The sequence below is a fragment of the Erysipelatoclostridium sp. An173 genome (genome assembly GCF_963931465.1).
GTDB classification, from domain to species: Bacteria; Bacillota_I; Bacilli_A; order Erysipelotrichales; family Coprobacillaceae; genus Thomasclavelia; species Thomasclavelia merdavium.
In genome coordinates, this window is sequence record NZ_OZ007017.1 from 2,648,819 (window position 1) to 2,666,305 (window position 17,487).

Below are 17,487 nucleotides of genomic sequence, written 5' to 3' on the forward strand. Positions count from 1 at the left end.
TTAAATATCAAAAAAAATATTTTCTTTAAGTTAGTTAAAACTAACCACAACGGAATTTTAACAGTATTTCTACTCATTTCAACTACATTTTTTGTTTCAATCCTGCAACAAAATAACAAAATATCTTACTGTTTTAAAATAATTTATTTGTTGTACCCCACGAAACATTATTTAAAAATAATTGTTAAAATCACTTCATTTTCTGGTATATGAATAATTCCGACATCTACTTTAACTATAATTTTAAACGATGCTTGTAACATTCTTTCTTCCTTACTATAAAAAAACCGTAATTTAGAGATCGGTATAACAAAATTACCACGAATAAAATGACTTGATATAAATTGATTTTCAATTTCATATTTCAATGATTCCAATTTCCCTTTCAATACCATCTTACCACTTAACGAAACATGTTCAACTTCTTTAGGTTTAAGAATCAATTGACCATAACCTTGTTTAATTTCTAAAACACCGGGATGATAAAAACCTTCATTAGCCATAGAAATCCCCACACGATCTTTTTTATACACCGTAAATGCAAAAGAATATTCACCGTCATCTAGATTAACACTAAGCATATCGCCACTAATTTCTTTAACATTTGCAATTAATTTGAATAATTTCTCTTTACTGGTATTATTTACTAATTTTGCCCTAGCTTCATCACTCAATGTCAATACTAATAACAAAGCTTCTTGGTACGCTTGTTCTTCATTAAAATCAGCACTATCCTGGAGCCATTTCGATAACTTATTAATGTCGTACTTATATCTTTTTGCCATTTGACAACCCTGACAAGATAGTTTTCCTTTCCCTTTTTCTAATAAAAGTCCTTCTTGATAAAAAGTATTTAAAACACGACTAATTGTTGATTTGGATATATTCATTTCCTGAGCAATTCTAGTAATCGTATAGCCTTTATCCTTATAATCGTATAAAAAAAGTAAGTATGTTAGTTTTTCTTTTGTTAATTGCATGTCATGCTCCTTTATATAAATTATAGTTAGTTTACGCTAACTATATTACCCTTATTAGTTTAATATTGCAATAATAAATTGTTTCAACTAAACAAAAGAGATAATTTTTCAATTAAATATAAACTTTTTTAGCAAAATAGATATGATTAGCGTATATAACAACTTTAAAACATTAATAATTAACGTGATAAACATTAAAAAGTATGTTATCCTTAAAAGAGAACAATAAAATAATCCATTTATTATTTCAACTAAATTAAACCAAAAAAGCTATCATAGCTGTCAAAATAGGTTAATGACTTACCATAATTAATACCTTGCAAAATCATCAAAGATGATATAAACCATACATTATCTATTTAAATAAGTTGAAAATCCATCATTAAAAACATATTATACGAGGAGATGGGCAGATGAAAAAAACAAGTAGCAAATTAGTATTTTATTTAATGACCGGTATTTATATTATTACTTTAGCAGGGTCATTTATTTATAATTATCTAAATGGTAATCAACAGGCTTTTTATATGGGAATCGTTGCTTGTTTAACACCGTGGCTTTTCCCAGCGCTTATGCACATTTTAAAGATCAAGATGACCGATGAAGTCAAAATATTGAACGTAGTCTTTATCTATTTTGCATCTTTAATTGGTAGCTGTTTAGGTGGCTATCATGTCGCATATTTTGATAAAATTGTTCATTTTTTCAGCGGTATTCTTGCTAGTATTTTTGCTGTTTTTATTTTTACTCTTATTAAAAAGCAAACACATATTAGCAATAAACAGGATTACATTATCTTTTTAATTTTTATTGTTGCTGTTAATTTATCTGTTGCTGTTATATGGGAATTCTATGAATATGGCATGTTAATTTTCTTTAATAATGATTGTATCAATCATTATTCTACTGGAGTTCATGATTCTTTAACTGATATGATCTGTGCTTTCTTTGGTGGGTTAATCGTCCTTGGATATGTTATTTCTTATTATCGTAAAGATAAGCAAAACTGGGTTATCAATATGGTACAGCGTTTCTATAACAAAAATATTGAAACATTTAGTAAATTGTAAAAAAAGCTATTATTTAATCAATGATTAAATAATAGCTAATTTTTTTATTTATCAAAATCAAACATTTGGAAAACATCAGAAACCGGTAAGCAGTTTTCAATATTTTCGATTGTTTTAGCTAGTAACCCAGCTACAGAAACGATTTTTAATTTAGAAAACATTTTTTCTTCTGGTAATTTAATTGTATCTGTAACAACTACTTCATCAGCAGATGAGTTTTGTAGTCTTTCAACTGCTGGCCCAGAGAAAACTGGATGCGTACAAGCTACAGAAATTGATTTAGCACCTTTTTCTTTTAACATTTCAATTCCCGCAACAATTGTACCACCTGTATCAATCATATCATCAATCATGATACAGTTTTTACCTGATACATCACCTAATACCCCCATGATTTCTGCTACATTTGGTTTAGGTCTTCTTTTATCAATAATAGCTACTGGTGCATCTAAAGCTACTGCTAATTTACGAGCGCGAGTTGCTCCACCATGATCTGGAGAAACAACACAAATATCTTCCATATTTTTTCTTTTAAAATAATTAGAAATTAATGGTAATGCTTGCATTTCATCAACAGGAATATCAAAGAATCCCTGAATTTGAGCTGCATGTAAATCAACAGTAACAACACGTGTTACCCCTGCTACCGTTAATAAATCAGCAACTAATTTTGAAGTAATTGGTTGTCTTGGTTTAGCTTTACGATCTTGTCTTGCATATCCAAAATATGGAATAATAGCTGTAATTTCTTTAGCTGAAGCTCTTTTTAAAGCATCAACTAAAACTAAGATTTCCATTAAATTTTCAGTAACTGGATTTGAAGTTGATTGAACAATAAAAACATCTTTTCCACGTACTGATTCATCAATTTCAACCAAAATTTCACCATCTGCAAAATGATGTACTTTACTTTTTCCTACTTTAGTTCCTAATTTTTCTGCAATATCATTAGCTAATTCTTTACTAGCTGATAACGAAAAAACAGTAATTTTGTTCTTCATCTTATTCTCCTATTTTCCTTTTTGATTTCTCTTTTCTTCTAATACCTTAGCGTAACCTTCTTTATTTACTTGTCTTGCTCTAGCGATTGCCATAGCGTCGTCATTTACTTGATCAGTAATTGTTGATCCAGCAGCGACATAAGCATTTGCACCAACTGATACTGGTGCCACTAGATTACTATTACATCCAATAAATGCATTATCACCGATAATAGTTTGATATTTATTTTTACCATCATAATTAGATGTTATAGTTCCACAACCCATGTTAACGTTGCTTCCAACTGTTGCATCGCCAACATATGTTAAATGTGAAGCCTTGCTTCCTTTTCCAAAAACAGCTTTTTTCATTTCTACAAAGTTACCCATATGAGCATTTTCCATAATATGACAATTTGTTCTAAGTCTTGCAAATGGTCCAATATCAACGCCATTTTCAATAATAGAATCAGAAATAACTGAGAATTTAATCTCAACATTATCTTTGATTTCAACATTATCAAATTCACAATAAGGACCTATATGACAATTATTGCCAATCTTTGTTCTACCTTTAATAATACATCCTGGTTCAATTGTTGTATCACTACCGATTTCAACATCAACACCAATATAAGTATTATTAATATCGATAATATTAACACCATTTAATAAATGCTGTTTGTTTACTTTTAACTGTAATGTTTTAGTAGCCTCAGCTAATTCAACGCGATCATTAATACCACCGACTTCAGCTAAATCAGCAATTTTATAACCACCAACTTTTAAGTTGTCGTTATTCATAATTTCGATAACATCAGTAATATAATATTCGTTTTGAGCATTGTTGTTAGTAACTTTTTCTAATGCCTGGAATAAAGCCTGGTTGTCAAAACAGTATTCTCCACAATTCATCTCACTAATTTGAATTTGTTCAGGAGTACAATCTTTAAATTCTACAATACCTTTAACCTGATCATTTTCACGAATTACACGACCAAATTTTTTATCTAAATCACAATCACAAGTCATAATAGTTCCCTTTAAATGATTATCATTATGATAAGCAATTAAATCTTGTAATGTTTTACTAGTAATAAGTGGAGCATCTCCATTTAAAACAACTGTAGTTCCTTCTTTATTGGCTAAAGCTTCTTTACATTGCATTAATGCATGTCCAGTTCCTAACTGCTGATGTTGATAAATAATATTGACATCATCTAATAATTTTTCAACTTCATTTGCTTTATGACCAACGATAACATAAATCTCATCTACGCCAACCTGTTTCAATTCATCAACAATATGATTGATCATTGGCTTATACAAAACCTCATGAACAACTTTAGGTTTATCAGATTTCATTCTGGTTCCTTTACCAGCTGCCATTACTACCGCATATGTTCTCATTTTCACACCTCTTTTTTCAACAACATAATAACAAAAAATTAACATTAGTTAAAGGAAAAAAGCTAAAAACTAGCGATAAATTGTATCTCTTTTCTAATATTTAGTTTATAATTCATTTAATATTTCAGTTTTTCTGACAAAATAATACTTTCCTCTAAAAAAATTATAGCCATTTTCTAGTATTTCTTCATCACGAGTTAAACCAAAAACAGTCGATCCGCTTCCCGACATTAAAGCTCCATCAAAACCTAATTCCATTAATTCTTTTTTTATTTGTTCAATTTCTGGCACCATATCAATTGAAGGAGCCTCTAATGTATTTTGAAGATTATCAATTACTGTCTGATAATCATCTTCTTCAATTCCTTTGATCATCAAACGACAATCTTGATGGCTGGCTTTTGTTAAATCAAGACTATTAAAACATTTTTTAGTAGAAACACCTCGTTTAGGTTTTACTAATAATACTTTACAATTAAATGGATGTTCTATAAATTCTAATCGCTCTCCAATTCCTTGAACAAAAGCAATTTTTTGATAAATACAAAATGGAATATCAGCCCCTACTTCTTTACCTAATGATGCCATTTGCTCCAATGTTAAATTTAAATGAAATAATTGATTCATCGCTTTAATTACTGCTGCGCCATCACTGCTTCCTCCAGCCAATCCGGCTTGAGTTGGAATATGTTTATAAACAAAAATCTTAACACCTTTTTTTATCTGATAACGTTCTTTCATCAAAGCGGCCACTTTATACATAATATTCCGATTATCAGTTGGCATAATTTTACTATTCGAAGCTATTTCAATACCACTATCAATAATATTAATATAAATTAAATCATGTAGTGTAATTGGTGCCATTATCATTTCTAATTCATGATAACCATCTTCTCTTTTTCTAATTACATCTAACGCTAAATTAATTTTTGCATATGCTCTTATTTTCATTACTTCACCTGCTTGCTGGATAAATTTTACGTGCCACTCCTCTAGTATCAATACCACCAATACCTAATTGCTTATTAGATGTTTTAGCCACAATTTTTTCTAAATCAACATAGTTTTTTATACTTGCATTAGCTATTTGGCTAACAACAAATACTGGATCTAAAGCATGAATATTTTTGCGACTAGGACTTGAAGCAAAATTGGCGCCGCTAGCTAATAATAATTCATAATATGACTGACAAGCACCTGCAAAAATAATTAAACTATCTTTATCATCTTCATACAAACGTGCTTGTCTAATTGCCTCAACAAAATCTTTTGAATGTAAATAACAATTAATATCATGACGATTACCATTTTTCTTCATCGCATCATGTCCAGTAATAACTAACAAATTAGGGCGATGTTTTTCTAGTAAAGGAATGATTTTTTCTTTAATTTCAGTTTCTTTCATATAATAACCATGAACATTAATATTAAATTCTTTATACTTCTTTAAACACATTTTTAAATAATCTTTATCCCCATCAATGTGTAAAACACTACCTTTTAAACATGGTTTATTTTCAACTAAAATATCATTTTTCTCACTACTAAAATCACTTAACTCCAAATCACTTTCTTCACTATCAGCTATTAAGCGATATTCAATCCCCGTTAAATAATAGATTCCATCTTTTATATCTGTAATTCGAAAACAAATATCTTTTCCATATTTTTTTCGACAAACAATATCACCTATTTTCATCTATAATCACCACTTTATTATATGAAATTAAATAAATTTGGTGATATTTTTAAAATCTTCCAACGCTAATTCTTCACTTCTTTTACTGCTTTCTATCTTAGCATTATCTAAAATCTCCTGGGCATTATCATAATGTTGTTTTAAATTATTTAAAATTGTCTTTCTTCTTTGTTTAAAACAAACCTTTAATACTTCATACAACTTTAAATCAGCTTCTTTTTTTATATCAATGGCAATAACTGCTGAATCAACGTGTGGTGCCGGGATAAAAACGTTTTTACTAACTGTAAATAAATAATCAATTGATCCCATATCTTCGATCATCATCATTAGAGGATTTTTTAATGATCCTGTCATTTTTAAAGCCACTTCTTTTTGAATCATTACAACAATTTTATCAATTTTACAATTACTCAAAAGAACTTTTTCAATAATCGGAGTAGTAATATAATATGGCAAATTAGCAATTAAATATACTTGGTCAAATTCCTCTCTCAAATCTAAAACAACTTTGGCAATATCCTGTTCCATAAAATCACCAAAAATAATATTCAAATTATCAAAATTCAAATAATCACGATAAACTGGTTTAAAACGTTCATCGATTTCAAAGCTAATTACTTTGCCACTTTGTAAAGCTAATCTTTGTGTTAATGCCCCTATTCCTGGACCAACTTCGATAACTGCTGTTTTTTTATTGATATCCACACTTGTTATGATCTTATCAATAATATTGATATCGATTAAAAAGTTTTGACCAAATTTCTTTAATGCTCCTAATTGATATTTTTCTAATATTTCTTTTGTTGTAGCTATAGTTGCAATATCTTTCATTTTTACTTTATACCCTTATTCTAAAAATTTTACCATTTCTTTTAAAATCACCATTATCGCTTACTGTTGTATAACTGCCGATTTCTTGCCCTAAGCGCTGATATAAACTAAAAGCCTGAGGATGTGATGATTTTAAATACATATATTCTTTATTTTGATAATATGGTAAGATGATTTCTTTTAACCAATAAGTACCATTTCCACGTCCTAATGGCGAAATATGAAAATAATTTAAAACAATATCATTATCATTAGTTTTGAAAAATTCCTGATCAAAAAATTTTATTGAATCAATCTTTCCTGACGAAATCATTGCTATTCCCAAGCATTGCTTATCTTTATACATAAGATGATATTCTACTTTTATATCAGGATCTTTTTGTAGTTTATGAATTAACTCATTACAATGATATACTTCATTATAGTCATCAAAGTTATTTTGATATTTAACTTTTAAGTTATCAATAAGTGCATTTAAATATTCCCCTTTAAATACATCACTAACAACAAAATCAAATCCATTATGACTTGCAATTTTCATCTGCTAATCTCCTTAATATCTCTTCTTTAGTAATTCCTACCATATTTAATCGTTTAAATAACGTCTTTACATTCCCATATCCTAAATTAAACAAATCATATACTGCTAATCTTCTTTGTTTATTACCAATAATATCTAAATCAATAAACTCTTTCCAAGTAATACTTTCTTTATTAGCATCAAATGTTACTACATTTTCAATCGCTGCAATAACTGCTTCTTTTTTAGCTTCAGCAATCCCTAACTTCTTTTTACCTACAGCATCTTTTTTAGCAACAAAAGCATGTTTGCATTCAGGAATTTCTTTTTGAATTTGATCACGAATCTTTTTACCAGGAAAATCAGGATCAGTAAGTACAATAATCCCTCTTTTTTTACTAGCTTCTTTAATTAATGCCATTGTCTTATCATCTAAAGCTAATCCATGAGTTTCAATTGTATCAACTTCAAATAACTCTTTTAATAAAGCCGTATCTGTTTTTCCTTCAACTACAACAATTTCTTTTATCTTTTTCATAACTTTATTTAAATTACTAATCCTCCTTCAACTACTTTAAAATATGTGACTATCATACAATAACAGTTCCATCAAAACAACAGTCCCTATTGTTAATTATAACGATAACAACCATAAAATAAAAGGTTATAAATTGACATCATAAAATTCATTAGTTACAATTTACTGTTAAGAGGAACACATTATGGAAATAAAAAATAATAATATTCAACCAAAAAAAACTATTTTTAATGGTAATAGTTTTGAACTATTATATTCAAACCCTAATTTAGAAATTATTAAAGGAAATTTAAAGGCTAATACTTTTGATATCATTAAACCTGTTTATAAATCAGAAAGTGTTAAAAATATTTTTATTTTAACTGGTAAAATAGCTGTTGATTATTATCAAGAAAAGCCGTTAATATTATCTAATAATGATACTTTAACTTTAACAAATAAAAGCAATAATCATCTTTTTAAAGCAATTGAAGATACTGTTATCTTAGTTATTTGTAATTATCAAGGTTTTAATCAAAAAATGGATCAATTAGAACAATTATCCAATATTCTTACAAAACTGCATCAAAAAGATGTCAAAACTAAAGAGCATTGTTTACGAGTCCAGCAATTAACAATGAAAATTGCTGATGAATTAAATATTCATAATAATTTATTATCTGATTTATTTTATGCCGCTTGTTTTCATGACGTAGGAAAAATAGCTATTCCAACTGAAATTTTATTAAAACCCGGTCCTTTAAACGATCAAGAAAAAGAAATTATTAAAAAACATCCTCAAATATCATATCAAATGATCAAAGATATTCTTAGTAACGAAGCTAGTCAAATGGTTTTCCAACACCATGAAAGAATCGATGGCAGCGGTTATCCCCAAGGACTTGCTGGTGATAAAATAAATTTAGGAGCTAAAATTATTGCTGTAGCAGACGCTTATGATGCCTTAGTTACTAGCCGGCCATATTGTGGCAGTATGGAAGTTAATGAAGCTATCACAATTTTAAAACAATTTGAATTAACTCATTATGATAAGCAAATTATAAACGCACTAATAAGCTGTTTAAAAAAAGATAACTTATTGACAAGTAAATAAGATTAAGATAATATATGATAGCTATTGAAAGAATAAAACTTTTAGAGCTATAGATTTTCTCGTTTCTGATTATTAAACGAGAACTATAGCTCTTTTTTTAGGAGGAATTTTATGAATCAAACATATAATGAAATGGCGAGTAAACCCGTTTTTCCATTATTGATGAAAATGGCAATCCCACCGATGATTTCCATGCTGATCCAATCTTTGTATAACATTGTTGATAGTATTTTTGTCGCTAAAATAGGTGAAGAAGCTTTAACTGCTTTATCACTTGCCTATCCCCTGCAAAATCTATCACTAGCCTGTTCAGTCGGTATTGGAGTTGCTATTAATGCCTTGATTGCTAAAAACCTAGGTGCCAAGCAAAATAATGAAGCCAATAATATCTGTGATCATGGTATTGTTTTAGCTTTATTCCATTCTTTACTATTTGTCCTAATGGGTATCTTTTTGATGAAACCGTTCTTTATGTTATTTACTAATGACCCATTAGTTTTACAATATGGTATCACTTATGGAAGTATTGTTATTACTTTTACTTTCGGTTCAATAATTCACATTACCATTGAAAAGATGTTCCAGGCTACTGGTAATATGATTATCCCTATGTTTCTTCAAGGAATTGGAGCTATCATTAATATAATTCTTGATCCAATTTTAATTTTTGGTATTAATGGTTATTTTGAAATGGGTGTTGCTGGAGCTGCAATTGCTACAATAATCGGTCAAATGACCGCTTGTTTACTAGCTATTATTTTATTTATTAAAACATCGGATTTAAAAATTTCATTTAAGAATTTTAAGTTAAATAAACAAACGATCATTAAAATCTATTCTATTGGTATTCCTTCTGGAATAATGCAAGGATTACCATCATTATTAGTTTCTTTATTAAATGGTATTTTAGCAACCGTATCTCAAAGTGCAATTGCCTTTTTTGGAGTTTATTATAAACTACAATCATTTATTTATATGCCAGCAAACGGTTTAATTCAAGGAATGCGACCACTAATCAGTTATAACTTTGGTGCTAATCACCTTAATCGGGTTAAAGAAATTATCAAAGTTTCAATTATTTGTAATGGCATTATTTTATCTTTAGGAACAGTCTTCTTCTTTGTTTTCCCAGAACCAATTTTATCATGGTTTAGTGCAACTGATGAATTATTGAAAATTGGTATTAGTGGTTTAAGAATAATTTCATTTAGTTTTATTGTATCAACTATTGGCGTTGTTATTTCTGGGGTATTTGAAGCATTAGGTAATGGCCGCAACTCTTTAACTATCTCACTATTAAGACAATTTATCATTACTTTACCATTATCATACGTTTTATTACAGTTAGTTGGTTTAAATGGGGTATGGGCTACTTTTGTTATCGCTGAAACAATTGCTAGTATAATTGCCTGGTTATTATTAAAAAAAGAATTTAAGAGTTATCAATAAATCTACCAATTGGTAGATTTTTTGTTTATAAAAAAGGATGATCTTAGTCATCCTCAAATTCTTTGTAGTCAACATCAATAATATCTTCACTACCACGACGATATTGCTGTTGGCTATAATATGCCTTTTCTTGTTCTTCAGCTTTTCTTTTTAATTCTTCTTGATATTTTTCAACTTTTTTAGCATATGTACGCTTTTTTATTGCCGAATAAATTAATAAAGCAGCAATAATTATCCAGGTAATCGGACTAGTTAATATATTAAAGATTAAACTTAATATTACAAAGATAATCAAAATTATTAAAATCGCATAATATATTGGCAATCAAATCAACTCCTTTACATCTATATCATACATATTTATTATTTAAAATCAAATAATTCTTTGATATTAACTGAAAAACCCTTGGAAATTTTTTCAATTGATTTTAAAGAAATATTACGTGTACCACGCTCAACATCAGAAATATAGTTTTTTGATAAACCGCACCGAAAAGCTAACTCTTCTTGAGAAATTCCTTGTTTTACACGTAATTCTTTGATTCGATGACCAAATCTTACTTCTATTTTATCCATTTAATCACTCTCCATCTGGATCAACCTTTTGGCTTCATCACTAATTTTTTTAAATCGATGATGCAAACCAGATTTACTAATTGTTTCTCCAGTTTTTTCATAATAAGCTTCCGTTAATTCATTTAAAGAATACTCCGGATTTTCTTTTCTTATCATTGCTACATTTCTAGTTTTTTCATCTAACATATCTAACCCAGAAAACATCTCAATTATTTCAATATCTTGTAACTGACGATTAGCCGTAGCTAATGTTTTTACCTCATTAGCTATATCACAATTATTCCAGCGATTTACTGTATTTGACATATTCCGATCTATTCTAGTACTTTCAAAATTCATTACTGATTGACTAGCACCAATAGCTCTTAAAAAATCTCCAATCTTTTCTGATGATTTTAAATATACAACATACTTATTACGACGTTTAATAACCTTTGCGTTTAATTCATAGGAATTAATCAAATCAGCAATAAACTTAGCATAATCTTCTTCATTAAAACTCATTTCTAGATGATAATTAGAAGTTTCAGGGTTATTTACACTACCACATGATAAAAAAGCTCCTGCTAAATATGCTCGTTTACAGCAATCTTTTTTAATTATTTTAGGATTAGGTATTTGACTAAAACCTAATCCTTGTAGTAAAGATAAATCATCCAGTATCTCCCTTGCTTTAGTAACTCTTAAAATATAAACATTATTTTTCTTTAGTTTCATCTTTCGAGATACCAAAAACTCAATTTGCGGATCGTATTCTTCTTTTAACATCTTATGAATTTTTGAAGCAATTTTAGCATTTTCTGTTCTAATCGTTAAAGAAAGCCCACTATTTGATAAAGATAAAACACCATTTATTTTAATAACTGCACAAAGCATTGCCCTTTGACAACACGATTCAAAATCATTAAATACAACTTCCTCTTTGACAACTCGTGAAAAAGATACCATTTTTATTAATGATCAGCATCGCGATGCAAACGATGCACCTGATAATATTTACTATAATGATCAGCAAAATAGTTAGTCAAAGAAACTGAACGATGTTGCCCGCCAGTACAGCCAATTCCAACAATTAAATGCATTTTTCCTTCTTTATCATATTCATTTAATAAATAATCTAATAAATCCAGCATTTTCTTAATAAATATCTGGGTCTCTTCTTTTTCAATTACATAATCATAAACTGCTTTATCATTGCCTGTTAAATTACGTAATTCTTCTACATAAAAAGGATTAGGTAAAAAACGAACATCAAATAATAAATCAGCATCTTTAGGTACTCCATGTTTATACCCGAAAGAAACAAATGTAATTCTAAATGGATCTACTTTTCCTTTACTAAAATAATCTTCTAATAAATCCTGGAATCTAGCTCCTTTTAATTTTGTAGTATCTATTAATAAATTAGCCAATCTAGAAATCGGTTCTGCTAATCTTCTTTCAAATTCGATTGCTTCTATTAAAGAAGATGCTTTATTAGAAATTAATAATGGATGTGTTCTTCTTGTTTCCTTATATCTTTTAACCAAAACTTCATCATCACAATCCAAAAATACTACAGTTAAGTGAATCCAATCAATATTAGATAACAAACGAATTGCTTTTAAAGCATCATCAAGACTTACTGCCATGGCAACTCTTTGATATTTAGAATTGTCCTGTACTAATTCTGCAAACTCCGTTAACAATGCTACCGGATAATTATCAATACAGCGATATGCTAAGTTTTCAAAACAAGCCATAGCACTTGTCTTTCCAGCACCAGACATCCCTGTTACAATTATAATTTCAACTTGATCCATAATATCACTTCACTTTCTATTTATATTTTATCAAAAATACATCTATAAGTGTATTTTATTTTCACTATTTTCACAACTTATTTACATTAATTGGTAAAAATAAGTTCTAAGAAAATATTTTCTTAGAACTTATTATAAACATTATTGACCATTAAATTTACGTACTAATTTTTCCATCATACTTTTAGAAATTCCAAATTTACTACATAAAATATCTTCAATCTCTTCAGTAGATTTACCAGCCAACTCATTTTCATCAATACCAAATTGATTCATTATCCCTTTAACTCGATCATACATTTCACTATCACCGTGACGATACTTATCCATCATATCATCATAAAATTTCTTGGCATTTTCAATTTTCTGTTCTTCTTCTAGATCAGCTTGATTAAATACTGCTTCTACTTTTTCAAGTTCATCAATTTCATCACTATCAAGACCTAGATCATCAAAAAAAGCAAGGGCTTGATGACATAAATTCACTAACTCATATTGATAATTTTCATCATCTAATTGTTCAATCATTGATAAATCCTGATAAAATTCCTGAATTTTATTTTTTTGTATTAACGTTAATTCAATATCTTCATACTCATCATTTTCTAAATCCTGTAAAACAATTGGTACATAATAAGCAACCTTTTCATGATTAGTCATAATCATTTCTATATCTAAATCAGTAATCTTTGATAACAAATTAACAAAAATTTCAGGATCAATCGTTTTATTAGAAAAAGCATAATTTTTATCATTGGTTTTAATAACCGCTTTTATAACGGGATCATGACGATGTTTTTCTAACGAAAGTGCAATAATATCTTGATATTTAAAACATCCAGCTTGACCAAACTTAAAATATATAGCCTCTGGTGTTATTATCATTCCCTTACTACCATCTAATTCATCACTGATATCAATAAAAGCCAATATTTCAAAAACATCAAAACTACCAAAACTATAAATGGCATTACTAATTTGACTAGGTAAATTTTCTTTGTCATAAAATTTTCCCTTAATCACTAAATCTTGATTTAATGTCGCAAACATTTCGTTATCTACCATTAAAATCCCTCCAAACTATTGAACTTATTTTACTAGAAACCTTTATTAATTGCAATTACAATAAAAAGCGATTATTTTCCGAATTTCTACCAACCTATTTTCAAACTCAGGATTTGCTTTAAACCAACGCATATTTAAAGGCGATGGATGTGGTAAAACAATTGCTAGTTTATCACTTATTTTTTGATTTTCAAAAACCAGGTCGCTAAGCTTTTGATCAGGAAAAAATAGTTTAGCACTATAGCTGCCAATAATAATATAAATCTCATTATTAACTAGTTGCATTTCTTGATGTAACCATTTTTGATAACAGCATTTTGGTGGTCGACGATCACCACCACTAGCTGCTTTTCCTGGATAACAATGCGCTAAAGACGTTAGATAAAAAATATCTTGATTATAAAAAGTTTCTTGACTAATCTGGTACCATTGCAATAACCGTTTACCACTTAAATCGCTAAATGGAACTAAACTTTGATTTACTTTATATGAAGGGGCTTGTCCAATTTGCATGATCTTAGCATTTTGATGACCCCAGACTACGGGATGAAATTCATGATTGAAATCATCTTTACAATAACGACATTTGCGTATTGCCTGCATTAACTGATCAAAATCTTTCATAGCTTACTAAAACACAGGTCGCAAAAGACCTGTGTATGATTATCTGCTTAATTTTTGCCCTACTTGCTGACCAACGATTGCCCCATCATTTGTTGCTGTAACAACCTGACGCAATACTTTTTGACGAACATCACCAGCAGCATAAATACCATCAATTTTAGTTTCCATTAATTCATTAGTAATAATATAACCATTTTCATCAGTAATTCCTAAGTCTTTAACAAAATCAGTTACAGGATCTAATCCTACAAATGGGAAAACTCCCTTAACTTCTAATTCACTAATTTCACCAGTAACAGAATCTTCTAACGCTAATTTATCAACTTTGTTATCTTTAGCAATTAAATGATGTGGTTTTTTTAGAAAATGAATTTCAATTTTATCATTAGCTTTTACATGATCTTGAATAATTTTATCAGCTCTAAATACATCACGGCGGACAATTAAATGAACTTTAGAAGCAAACTTTGTTAAATAGATGGCTTCTTCTAACGCTGAGTTTCCACCACCGACAACAGCTACTTCTTCATCTTTAAAAAATGGTCCATCACAAACAGCACAATAAGAAACACCATGTCCTGTCAGTTCTTCTTCATTTTCAATTCCCATTTTTCTTTCTTTAGTTCCAGTAGCAATTAATACTGCTTTTGCCTGATAAGTATTATCAGTAGTTACTACTTCTTTATAGTCACCATGATCTATTATTTTAGTTACTTCTCCAAAAACTTGTTTTCCACCAAATGATAATGAATGTTCGTACATTTCATAAGCTAATTCAGGTCCTGTTTTCTTTTTTTGACCTGGATAGTTTTCAATTTCAGCACTAACGTTAAGTTTTCCTCCTGGTGCTCCAGCATCTAACATTAAAACACTAGCACCAGCTCTAGTAGCATATAAACAAGCACTCATTCCTGCCGGTCCAGCTCCAATAATAATTAAATCTTCCATTTGATTCACTCCTATTTTATATTTAATATTACCCCTTATTTTCCCTTTTAGTATAACATACCATTTTAAAAGCAATAAACAATATGCTTTATTATTTAGCCAATTAAGTTTATACTATATCTAAGAGGTGAAAATTTATGAAAGTTACGATTATTTTTGATAGTAATACTGGCAATACCAAACAAATTGCCTCATGTATTCAAGAAACATGCCAAGAGCAAAATATAGAATTAATTGAAAGTATTGATGATGCTGATTTGATTTTTTTAGGTACCTGGATTGATAAAGGAAATTGTAGTCATAAAATCCAAGAGATTTTAAAATCATTAAAAAATAAAAAGATTGCTTTTTTTGCAACCGCTGGATTTGGTGGTAGTCAAGAATATTATGATAAACTAGCAGCTCGTTTTGATACTACTGTTGATTCTAGCAATCAGATTTTAGGACATTTTTTCTGCCAAGGTAAGATGCCTCTTGCAACAAGAGAACGTTATGTCAAAATGATTCAAGAACATCCTGAAGATAAAAGGCTACAAGTTAGTCTTGATAATTTTGATGCTGCCTTAAGTCATCCTGATCAAAGCGATTTAGATAACGCTAAAAAATATGCTTTAGATATTTTAAAACAAGTAAATACAAACTAATTTTATATTAAAATTAATAGGCATTAGTGTTTGTAACTACACTAGTGCCTATTTTATATAGATAAAATCGATATAACTAACAATAAAAAGACTATAATTTTTGTTTATTATAATCTCTTGCCCCTAATATCATCAAGCCAGCTAATATATACTCTTGTAGATGTTCCACTTTAACGATCTTAACTGTAAAATTTGCAACATCTTTATTAAATCTTTGTTCAACTTTAGTTTTTATTAAATCCACATCATTAACCATATCACTATAAATAACAAACACTTCTGGTGCGATTATACATGAGATTGTAACGATCATTTTATAAACTAACTCATTGATTCCTTCAGGAGTTTTATTTAACTCAGCTTTATTCTCAGATAGTTCTAGTGGCAGAAATTTAACTTCACCAGCCAGATGAAAATTACCTTGAATTAACTCACCATTAATTACTGTTCCTAAACCAGCATCCAAACCAATTGGCTGAAATAAAAAACAAAAAGAATCATAAATATCCTGTACACCATAATATCCAATTGCAGCTGCATTTATATCATTAGCAATAATAAATTCTTTTTGGTACTTTCGCTTTAACTCTTTTGCTAAATCAATATTATTAGCATTTACAACAAATGTACTAACAACTTTTCCTGAATCTACTACTCCAGGTAATGAAATTGCAATCTTTTCAATTTTATCATAATTAACTAAAACAATATCTAATACATCGTAAATATCTTCGATAGCAATTGTTTGTTTTATAATTTCATTTTGATAAATAATTTTTTTATTCTTATCATAAATACGATAATCAATATATACTTTGCCACTATTTTTATAAACTGATAAGCATAATATCATTGTGTCTAATTCAACATTTCTTTTAATTAATAATCGATCACTATCTTTATTTATTATATTTGTTTTATTATTATAATTACTAATAAATCTGATTAAGTTTAATACATCATATTTAGCAAAAACTTTAGGTGGTATTTTAAGAACCTTTTGTTCTTTCAATACTTTTTGAATATTAGCACAAAGATATGATATCTGGGGTGCTAATAAGACATAATCATAATTAAGCCCTTTTTCATAGACATCAAGATATCGTGTTGCCCTAGCTTCAATATCTAAATCTAATAGTCTTGATATTTCATTAATTTTTTCAGCAAAATAACCTGTTGTTAATCCTCCTGAACAACAAAGAAGTATCTTAGTTGATGGCGTAGTTGAAATTTTTTTAATTGTTTTTACCAT

The 17,487-nt window shown here is 28.7% G+C and carries 20 protein-coding genes; 4 read left to right on the forward strand and 16 right to left on the reverse strand.

Annotation, left to right across the window (positions count from 1 at the left end):
- Positions 1–167: 167 nt before the first annotated feature.
- Positions 168–980: a helix-turn-helix domain-containing protein gene (locus tag ABGT36_RS13195; RefSeq protein WP_346678391.1), complete on the reverse strand. Its 813-nt coding sequence runs from the start codon at positions 978–980 to the stop codon at positions 168–170.
- A 413-nt stretch (positions 981–1,393) separates the two neighbouring features.
- Here ABGT36_RS13195 and ABGT36_RS13200 point away from each other — a divergent pair, with 413 nt between their 5' ends.
- Positions 1,394–2,050 carry a hypothetical protein gene (locus tag ABGT36_RS13200; RefSeq protein ID WP_300630596.1) on the forward strand — a complete coding sequence of 219 codons (657 nt, stop codon included), beginning with the start codon at positions 1,394–1,396 and terminating at the stop codon, positions 2,048–2,050.
- Between the two features lie 44 nt (positions 2,051–2,094).
- Here ABGT36_RS13200 and ABGT36_RS13205 read toward each other — a convergent pair whose 3' ends face one another.
- The 7 genes from ABGT36_RS13205 to rnmV form a co-directional block, all read right to left on the reverse strand.
- Entirely contained in the window at positions 2,095–3,051 is a 957-nt protein-coding gene (locus tag ABGT36_RS13205; RefSeq protein WP_087298690.1) for a ribose-phosphate pyrophosphokinase, read from the reverse strand.
- A gap of 9 nt (positions 3,052–3,060) precedes the next feature.
- Positions 3,061–4,440 (reverse strand): bifunctional UDP-N-acetylglucosamine diphosphorylase/glucosamine-1-phosphate N-acetyltransferase GlmU, encoded by a 1,380-nt coding sequence (glmU, locus tag ABGT36_RS13210; protein WP_346678394.1) that lies wholly within the window; start codon positions 4,438–4,440, stop codon positions 3,061–3,063.
- A 105-nt stretch (positions 4,441–4,545) separates the two neighbouring features.
- On the reverse strand, positions 4,546–5,394 hold the full coding sequence (ispE, locus tag ABGT36_RS13215) for a 4-(cytidine 5'-diphospho)-2-C-methyl-D-erythritol kinase (protein ID WP_087298692.1): 849 nt from the start codon (positions 5,392–5,394) through the stop codon (positions 4,546–4,548).
- 4 nt (positions 5,395–5,398) lie between these two features.
- Complete coding sequence (locus tag ABGT36_RS13220; protein WP_087373702.1) at positions 5,399–6,142, reverse strand: sporulation peptidase YabG; 744 nt, start codon at positions 6,140–6,142, stop codon at positions 5,399–5,401.
- Between the two features lie 27 nt (positions 6,143–6,169).
- Positions 6,170–6,976: a 16S rRNA (adenine(1518)-N(6)/adenine(1519)-N(6))-dimethyltransferase RsmA gene (gene rsmA / locus ABGT36_RS13225; RefSeq protein ID WP_087298694.1), complete on the reverse strand. Its 807-nt coding sequence runs from the start codon at positions 6,974–6,976 to the stop codon at positions 6,170–6,172.
- A 7-nt stretch (positions 6,977–6,983) separates the two neighbouring features.
- On the reverse strand, positions 6,984–7,517 hold the full coding sequence (locus ABGT36_RS13230) for a hypothetical protein (protein ID WP_087373698.1): 534 nt from the start codon (positions 7,515–7,517) through the stop codon (positions 6,984–6,986).
- Positions 7,498–8,034: a ribonuclease M5 gene (rnmV, locus tag ABGT36_RS13235; RefSeq protein ID WP_087298696.1), complete on the reverse strand. Its 537-nt coding sequence runs from the start codon at positions 8,032–8,034 to the stop codon at positions 7,498–7,500. Before rnmV ends, ABGT36_RS13230 begins: the two co-directional genes overlap by 20 nt.
- Before the next feature lie 184 nt (positions 8,035–8,218).
- On the opposite strand from rnmV, the gene ABGT36_RS13240 reads away from it, so the two are divergent.
- The gene (locus ABGT36_RS13240; protein WP_346678396.1) at positions 8,219–9,127 is read left to right on the forward strand and encodes an HD-GYP domain-containing protein; all 909 of its coding nucleotides are present in this window, start codon (positions 8,219–8,221) and stop codon (positions 9,125–9,127) included.
- Between the two features lie 111 nt (positions 9,128–9,238).
- Positions 9,239–10,576, forward strand: a complete 1,338-nt coding sequence (locus ABGT36_RS13245) for an MATE family efflux transporter (protein ID WP_346678398.1) — start codon at positions 9,239–9,241, stop codon at positions 10,574–10,576.
- Positions 10,577–10,619: 43 nt separating this feature from the next.
- On the opposite strand, the gene ABGT36_RS13250 is transcribed toward ABGT36_RS13245, so the two are convergent.
- From ABGT36_RS13250 to trxB, 7 genes are all read right to left on the reverse strand, one after another.
- Positions 10,620–10,901: a hypothetical protein gene (locus ABGT36_RS13250; protein WP_087298699.1), complete on the reverse strand. Its 282-nt coding sequence runs from the start codon at positions 10,899–10,901 to the stop codon at positions 10,620–10,622.
- Positions 10,902–10,939: 38 nt separating this feature from the next.
- Positions 10,940–11,152 carry a helix-turn-helix domain-containing protein gene (locus tag ABGT36_RS13255; RefSeq protein WP_087298700.1) on the reverse strand — a complete coding sequence of 71 codons (213 nt, stop codon included), beginning with the start codon at positions 11,150–11,152 and terminating at the stop codon, positions 10,940–10,942.
- Positions 11,153–12,100 carry a DNA-binding protein WhiA gene (whiA, locus tag ABGT36_RS13260; protein WP_087298701.1) on the reverse strand — a complete coding sequence of 316 codons (948 nt, stop codon included), beginning with the start codon at positions 12,098–12,100 and terminating at the stop codon, positions 11,153–11,155. It lies immediately after the preceding gene.
- Positions 12,101–12,105: 5 nt separating this feature from the next.
- A complete protein-coding gene (gene rapZ / locus ABGT36_RS13265) occupies positions 12,106–12,954 on the reverse strand; it encodes an RNase adapter RapZ (RefSeq protein ID WP_087298702.1) in 849 nt (282 codons plus the stop codon).
- A 141-nt stretch (positions 12,955–13,095) separates the two neighbouring features.
- Positions 13,096–14,019, reverse strand: a complete 924-nt coding sequence (locus ABGT36_RS13270) for a hypothetical protein (protein WP_296883858.1) — start codon at positions 14,017–14,019, stop codon at positions 13,096–13,098.
- 45 nt (positions 14,020–14,064) lie between these two features.
- Positions 14,065–14,643 carry a uracil-DNA glycosylase family protein gene (locus ABGT36_RS13275; protein WP_346678401.1) on the reverse strand — a complete coding sequence of 193 codons (579 nt, stop codon included), beginning with the start codon at positions 14,641–14,643 and terminating at the stop codon, positions 14,065–14,067.
- 39 nt (positions 14,644–14,682) lie between these two features.
- Positions 14,683–15,591 carry a thioredoxin-disulfide reductase gene (gene trxB / locus ABGT36_RS13280; RefSeq protein ID WP_087298705.1) on the reverse strand — a complete coding sequence of 303 codons (909 nt, stop codon included), beginning with the start codon at positions 15,589–15,591 and terminating at the stop codon, positions 14,683–14,685.
- A gap of 137 nt (positions 15,592–15,728) precedes the next feature.
- Between trxB and bilS the strand changes: the two genes are divergently transcribed.
- Positions 15,729–16,235 (forward strand): flavodoxin family protein BilS, encoded by a 507-nt coding sequence (bilS, locus tag ABGT36_RS13285; protein WP_087373686.1) that lies wholly within the window; start codon positions 15,729–15,731, stop codon positions 16,233–16,235.
- Positions 16,236–16,326: 91 nt separating this feature from the next.
- On the opposite strand, the gene ABGT36_RS13290 is transcribed toward bilS, so the two are convergent.
- Positions 16,327–17,487, reverse strand: coding sequence for an ROK family protein (locus ABGT36_RS13290; protein ID WP_346678403.1), 1,161 nt, complete (start codon positions 17,485–17,487; stop codon positions 16,327–16,329).

What these genes read in the sequence shown, in the direction of transcription:
- rapZ (WP_087298702.1), bottom strand. Translation starts at nt 12,954, where the DNA reads ATGGATCAAGTTGAAATTATAATTGTAACAGGGATGTCTGGTGCTGGA.
- bilS (WP_087373686.1), top strand. Translation starts at nt 15,729, where the DNA reads ATGAAAGTTACGATTATTTTTGATAGTAATACTGGCAATACCAAACAA.
- ABGT36_RS13240 (WP_346678396.1), top strand. Translation starts at nt 8,219, where the DNA reads ATGGAAATAAAAAATAATAATATTCAACCAAAAAAAACTATTTTTAAT.
- rnmV (WP_087298696.1), bottom strand. Translation starts at nt 8,034, where the DNA reads ATGAAAAAGATAAAAGAAATTGTTGTAGTTGAAGGAAAAACAGATACG.
- ABGT36_RS13290 (WP_346678403.1), bottom strand. Translation starts at nt 17,487, where the DNA reads ATGGTAAAAACAATTAAAAAAATTTCAACTACGCCATCAACTAAGATA.
- ABGT36_RS13195 (WP_346678391.1), bottom strand. Translation starts at nt 980, where the DNA reads ATGCAATTAACAAAAGAAAAACTAACATACTTACTTTTTTTATACGAT.
- ABGT36_RS13245 (WP_346678398.1), top strand. Translation starts at nt 9,239, where the DNA reads ATGAATCAAACATATAATGAAATGGCGAGTAAACCCGTTTTTCCATTA.
- ABGT36_RS13255 (WP_087298700.1), bottom strand. Translation starts at nt 11,152, where the DNA reads ATGGATAAAATAGAAGTAAGATTTGGTCATCGAATCAAAGAATTACGT.
- ABGT36_RS13275 (WP_346678401.1), bottom strand. Translation starts at nt 14,643, where the DNA reads ATGAAAGATTTTGATCAGTTAATGCAGGCAATACGCAAATGTCGTTAT.
- rsmA (WP_087298694.1), bottom strand. Translation starts at nt 6,976, where the DNA reads ATGAAAGATATTGCAACTATAGCTACAACAAAAGAAATATTAGAAAAA.
- ABGT36_RS13230 (WP_087373698.1), bottom strand. Translation starts at nt 7,517, where the DNA reads ATGAAAATTGCAAGTCATAATGGATTTGATTTTGTTGTTAGTGATGTA.
- whiA (WP_087298701.1), bottom strand. Translation starts at nt 12,100, where the DNA reads ATGGTATCTTTTTCACGAGTTGTCAAAGAGGAAGTTGTATTTAATGAT.
- ispE (WP_087298692.1), bottom strand. Translation starts at nt 5,394, where the DNA reads ATGAAAATAAGAGCATATGCAAAAATTAATTTAGCGTTAGATGTAATT.
- glmU (WP_346678394.1), bottom strand. Translation starts at nt 4,440, where the DNA reads ATGAGAACATATGCGGTAGTAATGGCAGCTGGTAAAGGAACCAGAATG.
- ABGT36_RS13270 (WP_296883858.1), bottom strand. Translation starts at nt 14,019, where the DNA reads ATGGTAGATAACGAAATGTTTGCGACATTAAATCAAGATTTAGTGATT.
- trxB (WP_087298705.1), bottom strand. Translation starts at nt 15,591, where the DNA reads ATGGAAGATTTAATTATTATTGGAGCTGGACCGGCAGGAATGAGTGCT.
- ABGT36_RS13220 (WP_087373702.1), bottom strand. Translation starts at nt 6,142, where the DNA reads ATGAAAATAGGTGATATTGTTTGTCGAAAAAAATATGGAAAAGATATT.
- ABGT36_RS13200 (WP_300630596.1), top strand. Translation starts at nt 1,394, where the DNA reads ATGAAAAAAACAAGTAGCAAATTAGTATTTTATTTAATGACCGGTATT.
- ABGT36_RS13205 (WP_087298690.1), bottom strand. Translation starts at nt 3,051, where the DNA reads ATGAAGAACAAAATTACTGTTTTTTCGTTATCAGCTAGTAAAGAATTA.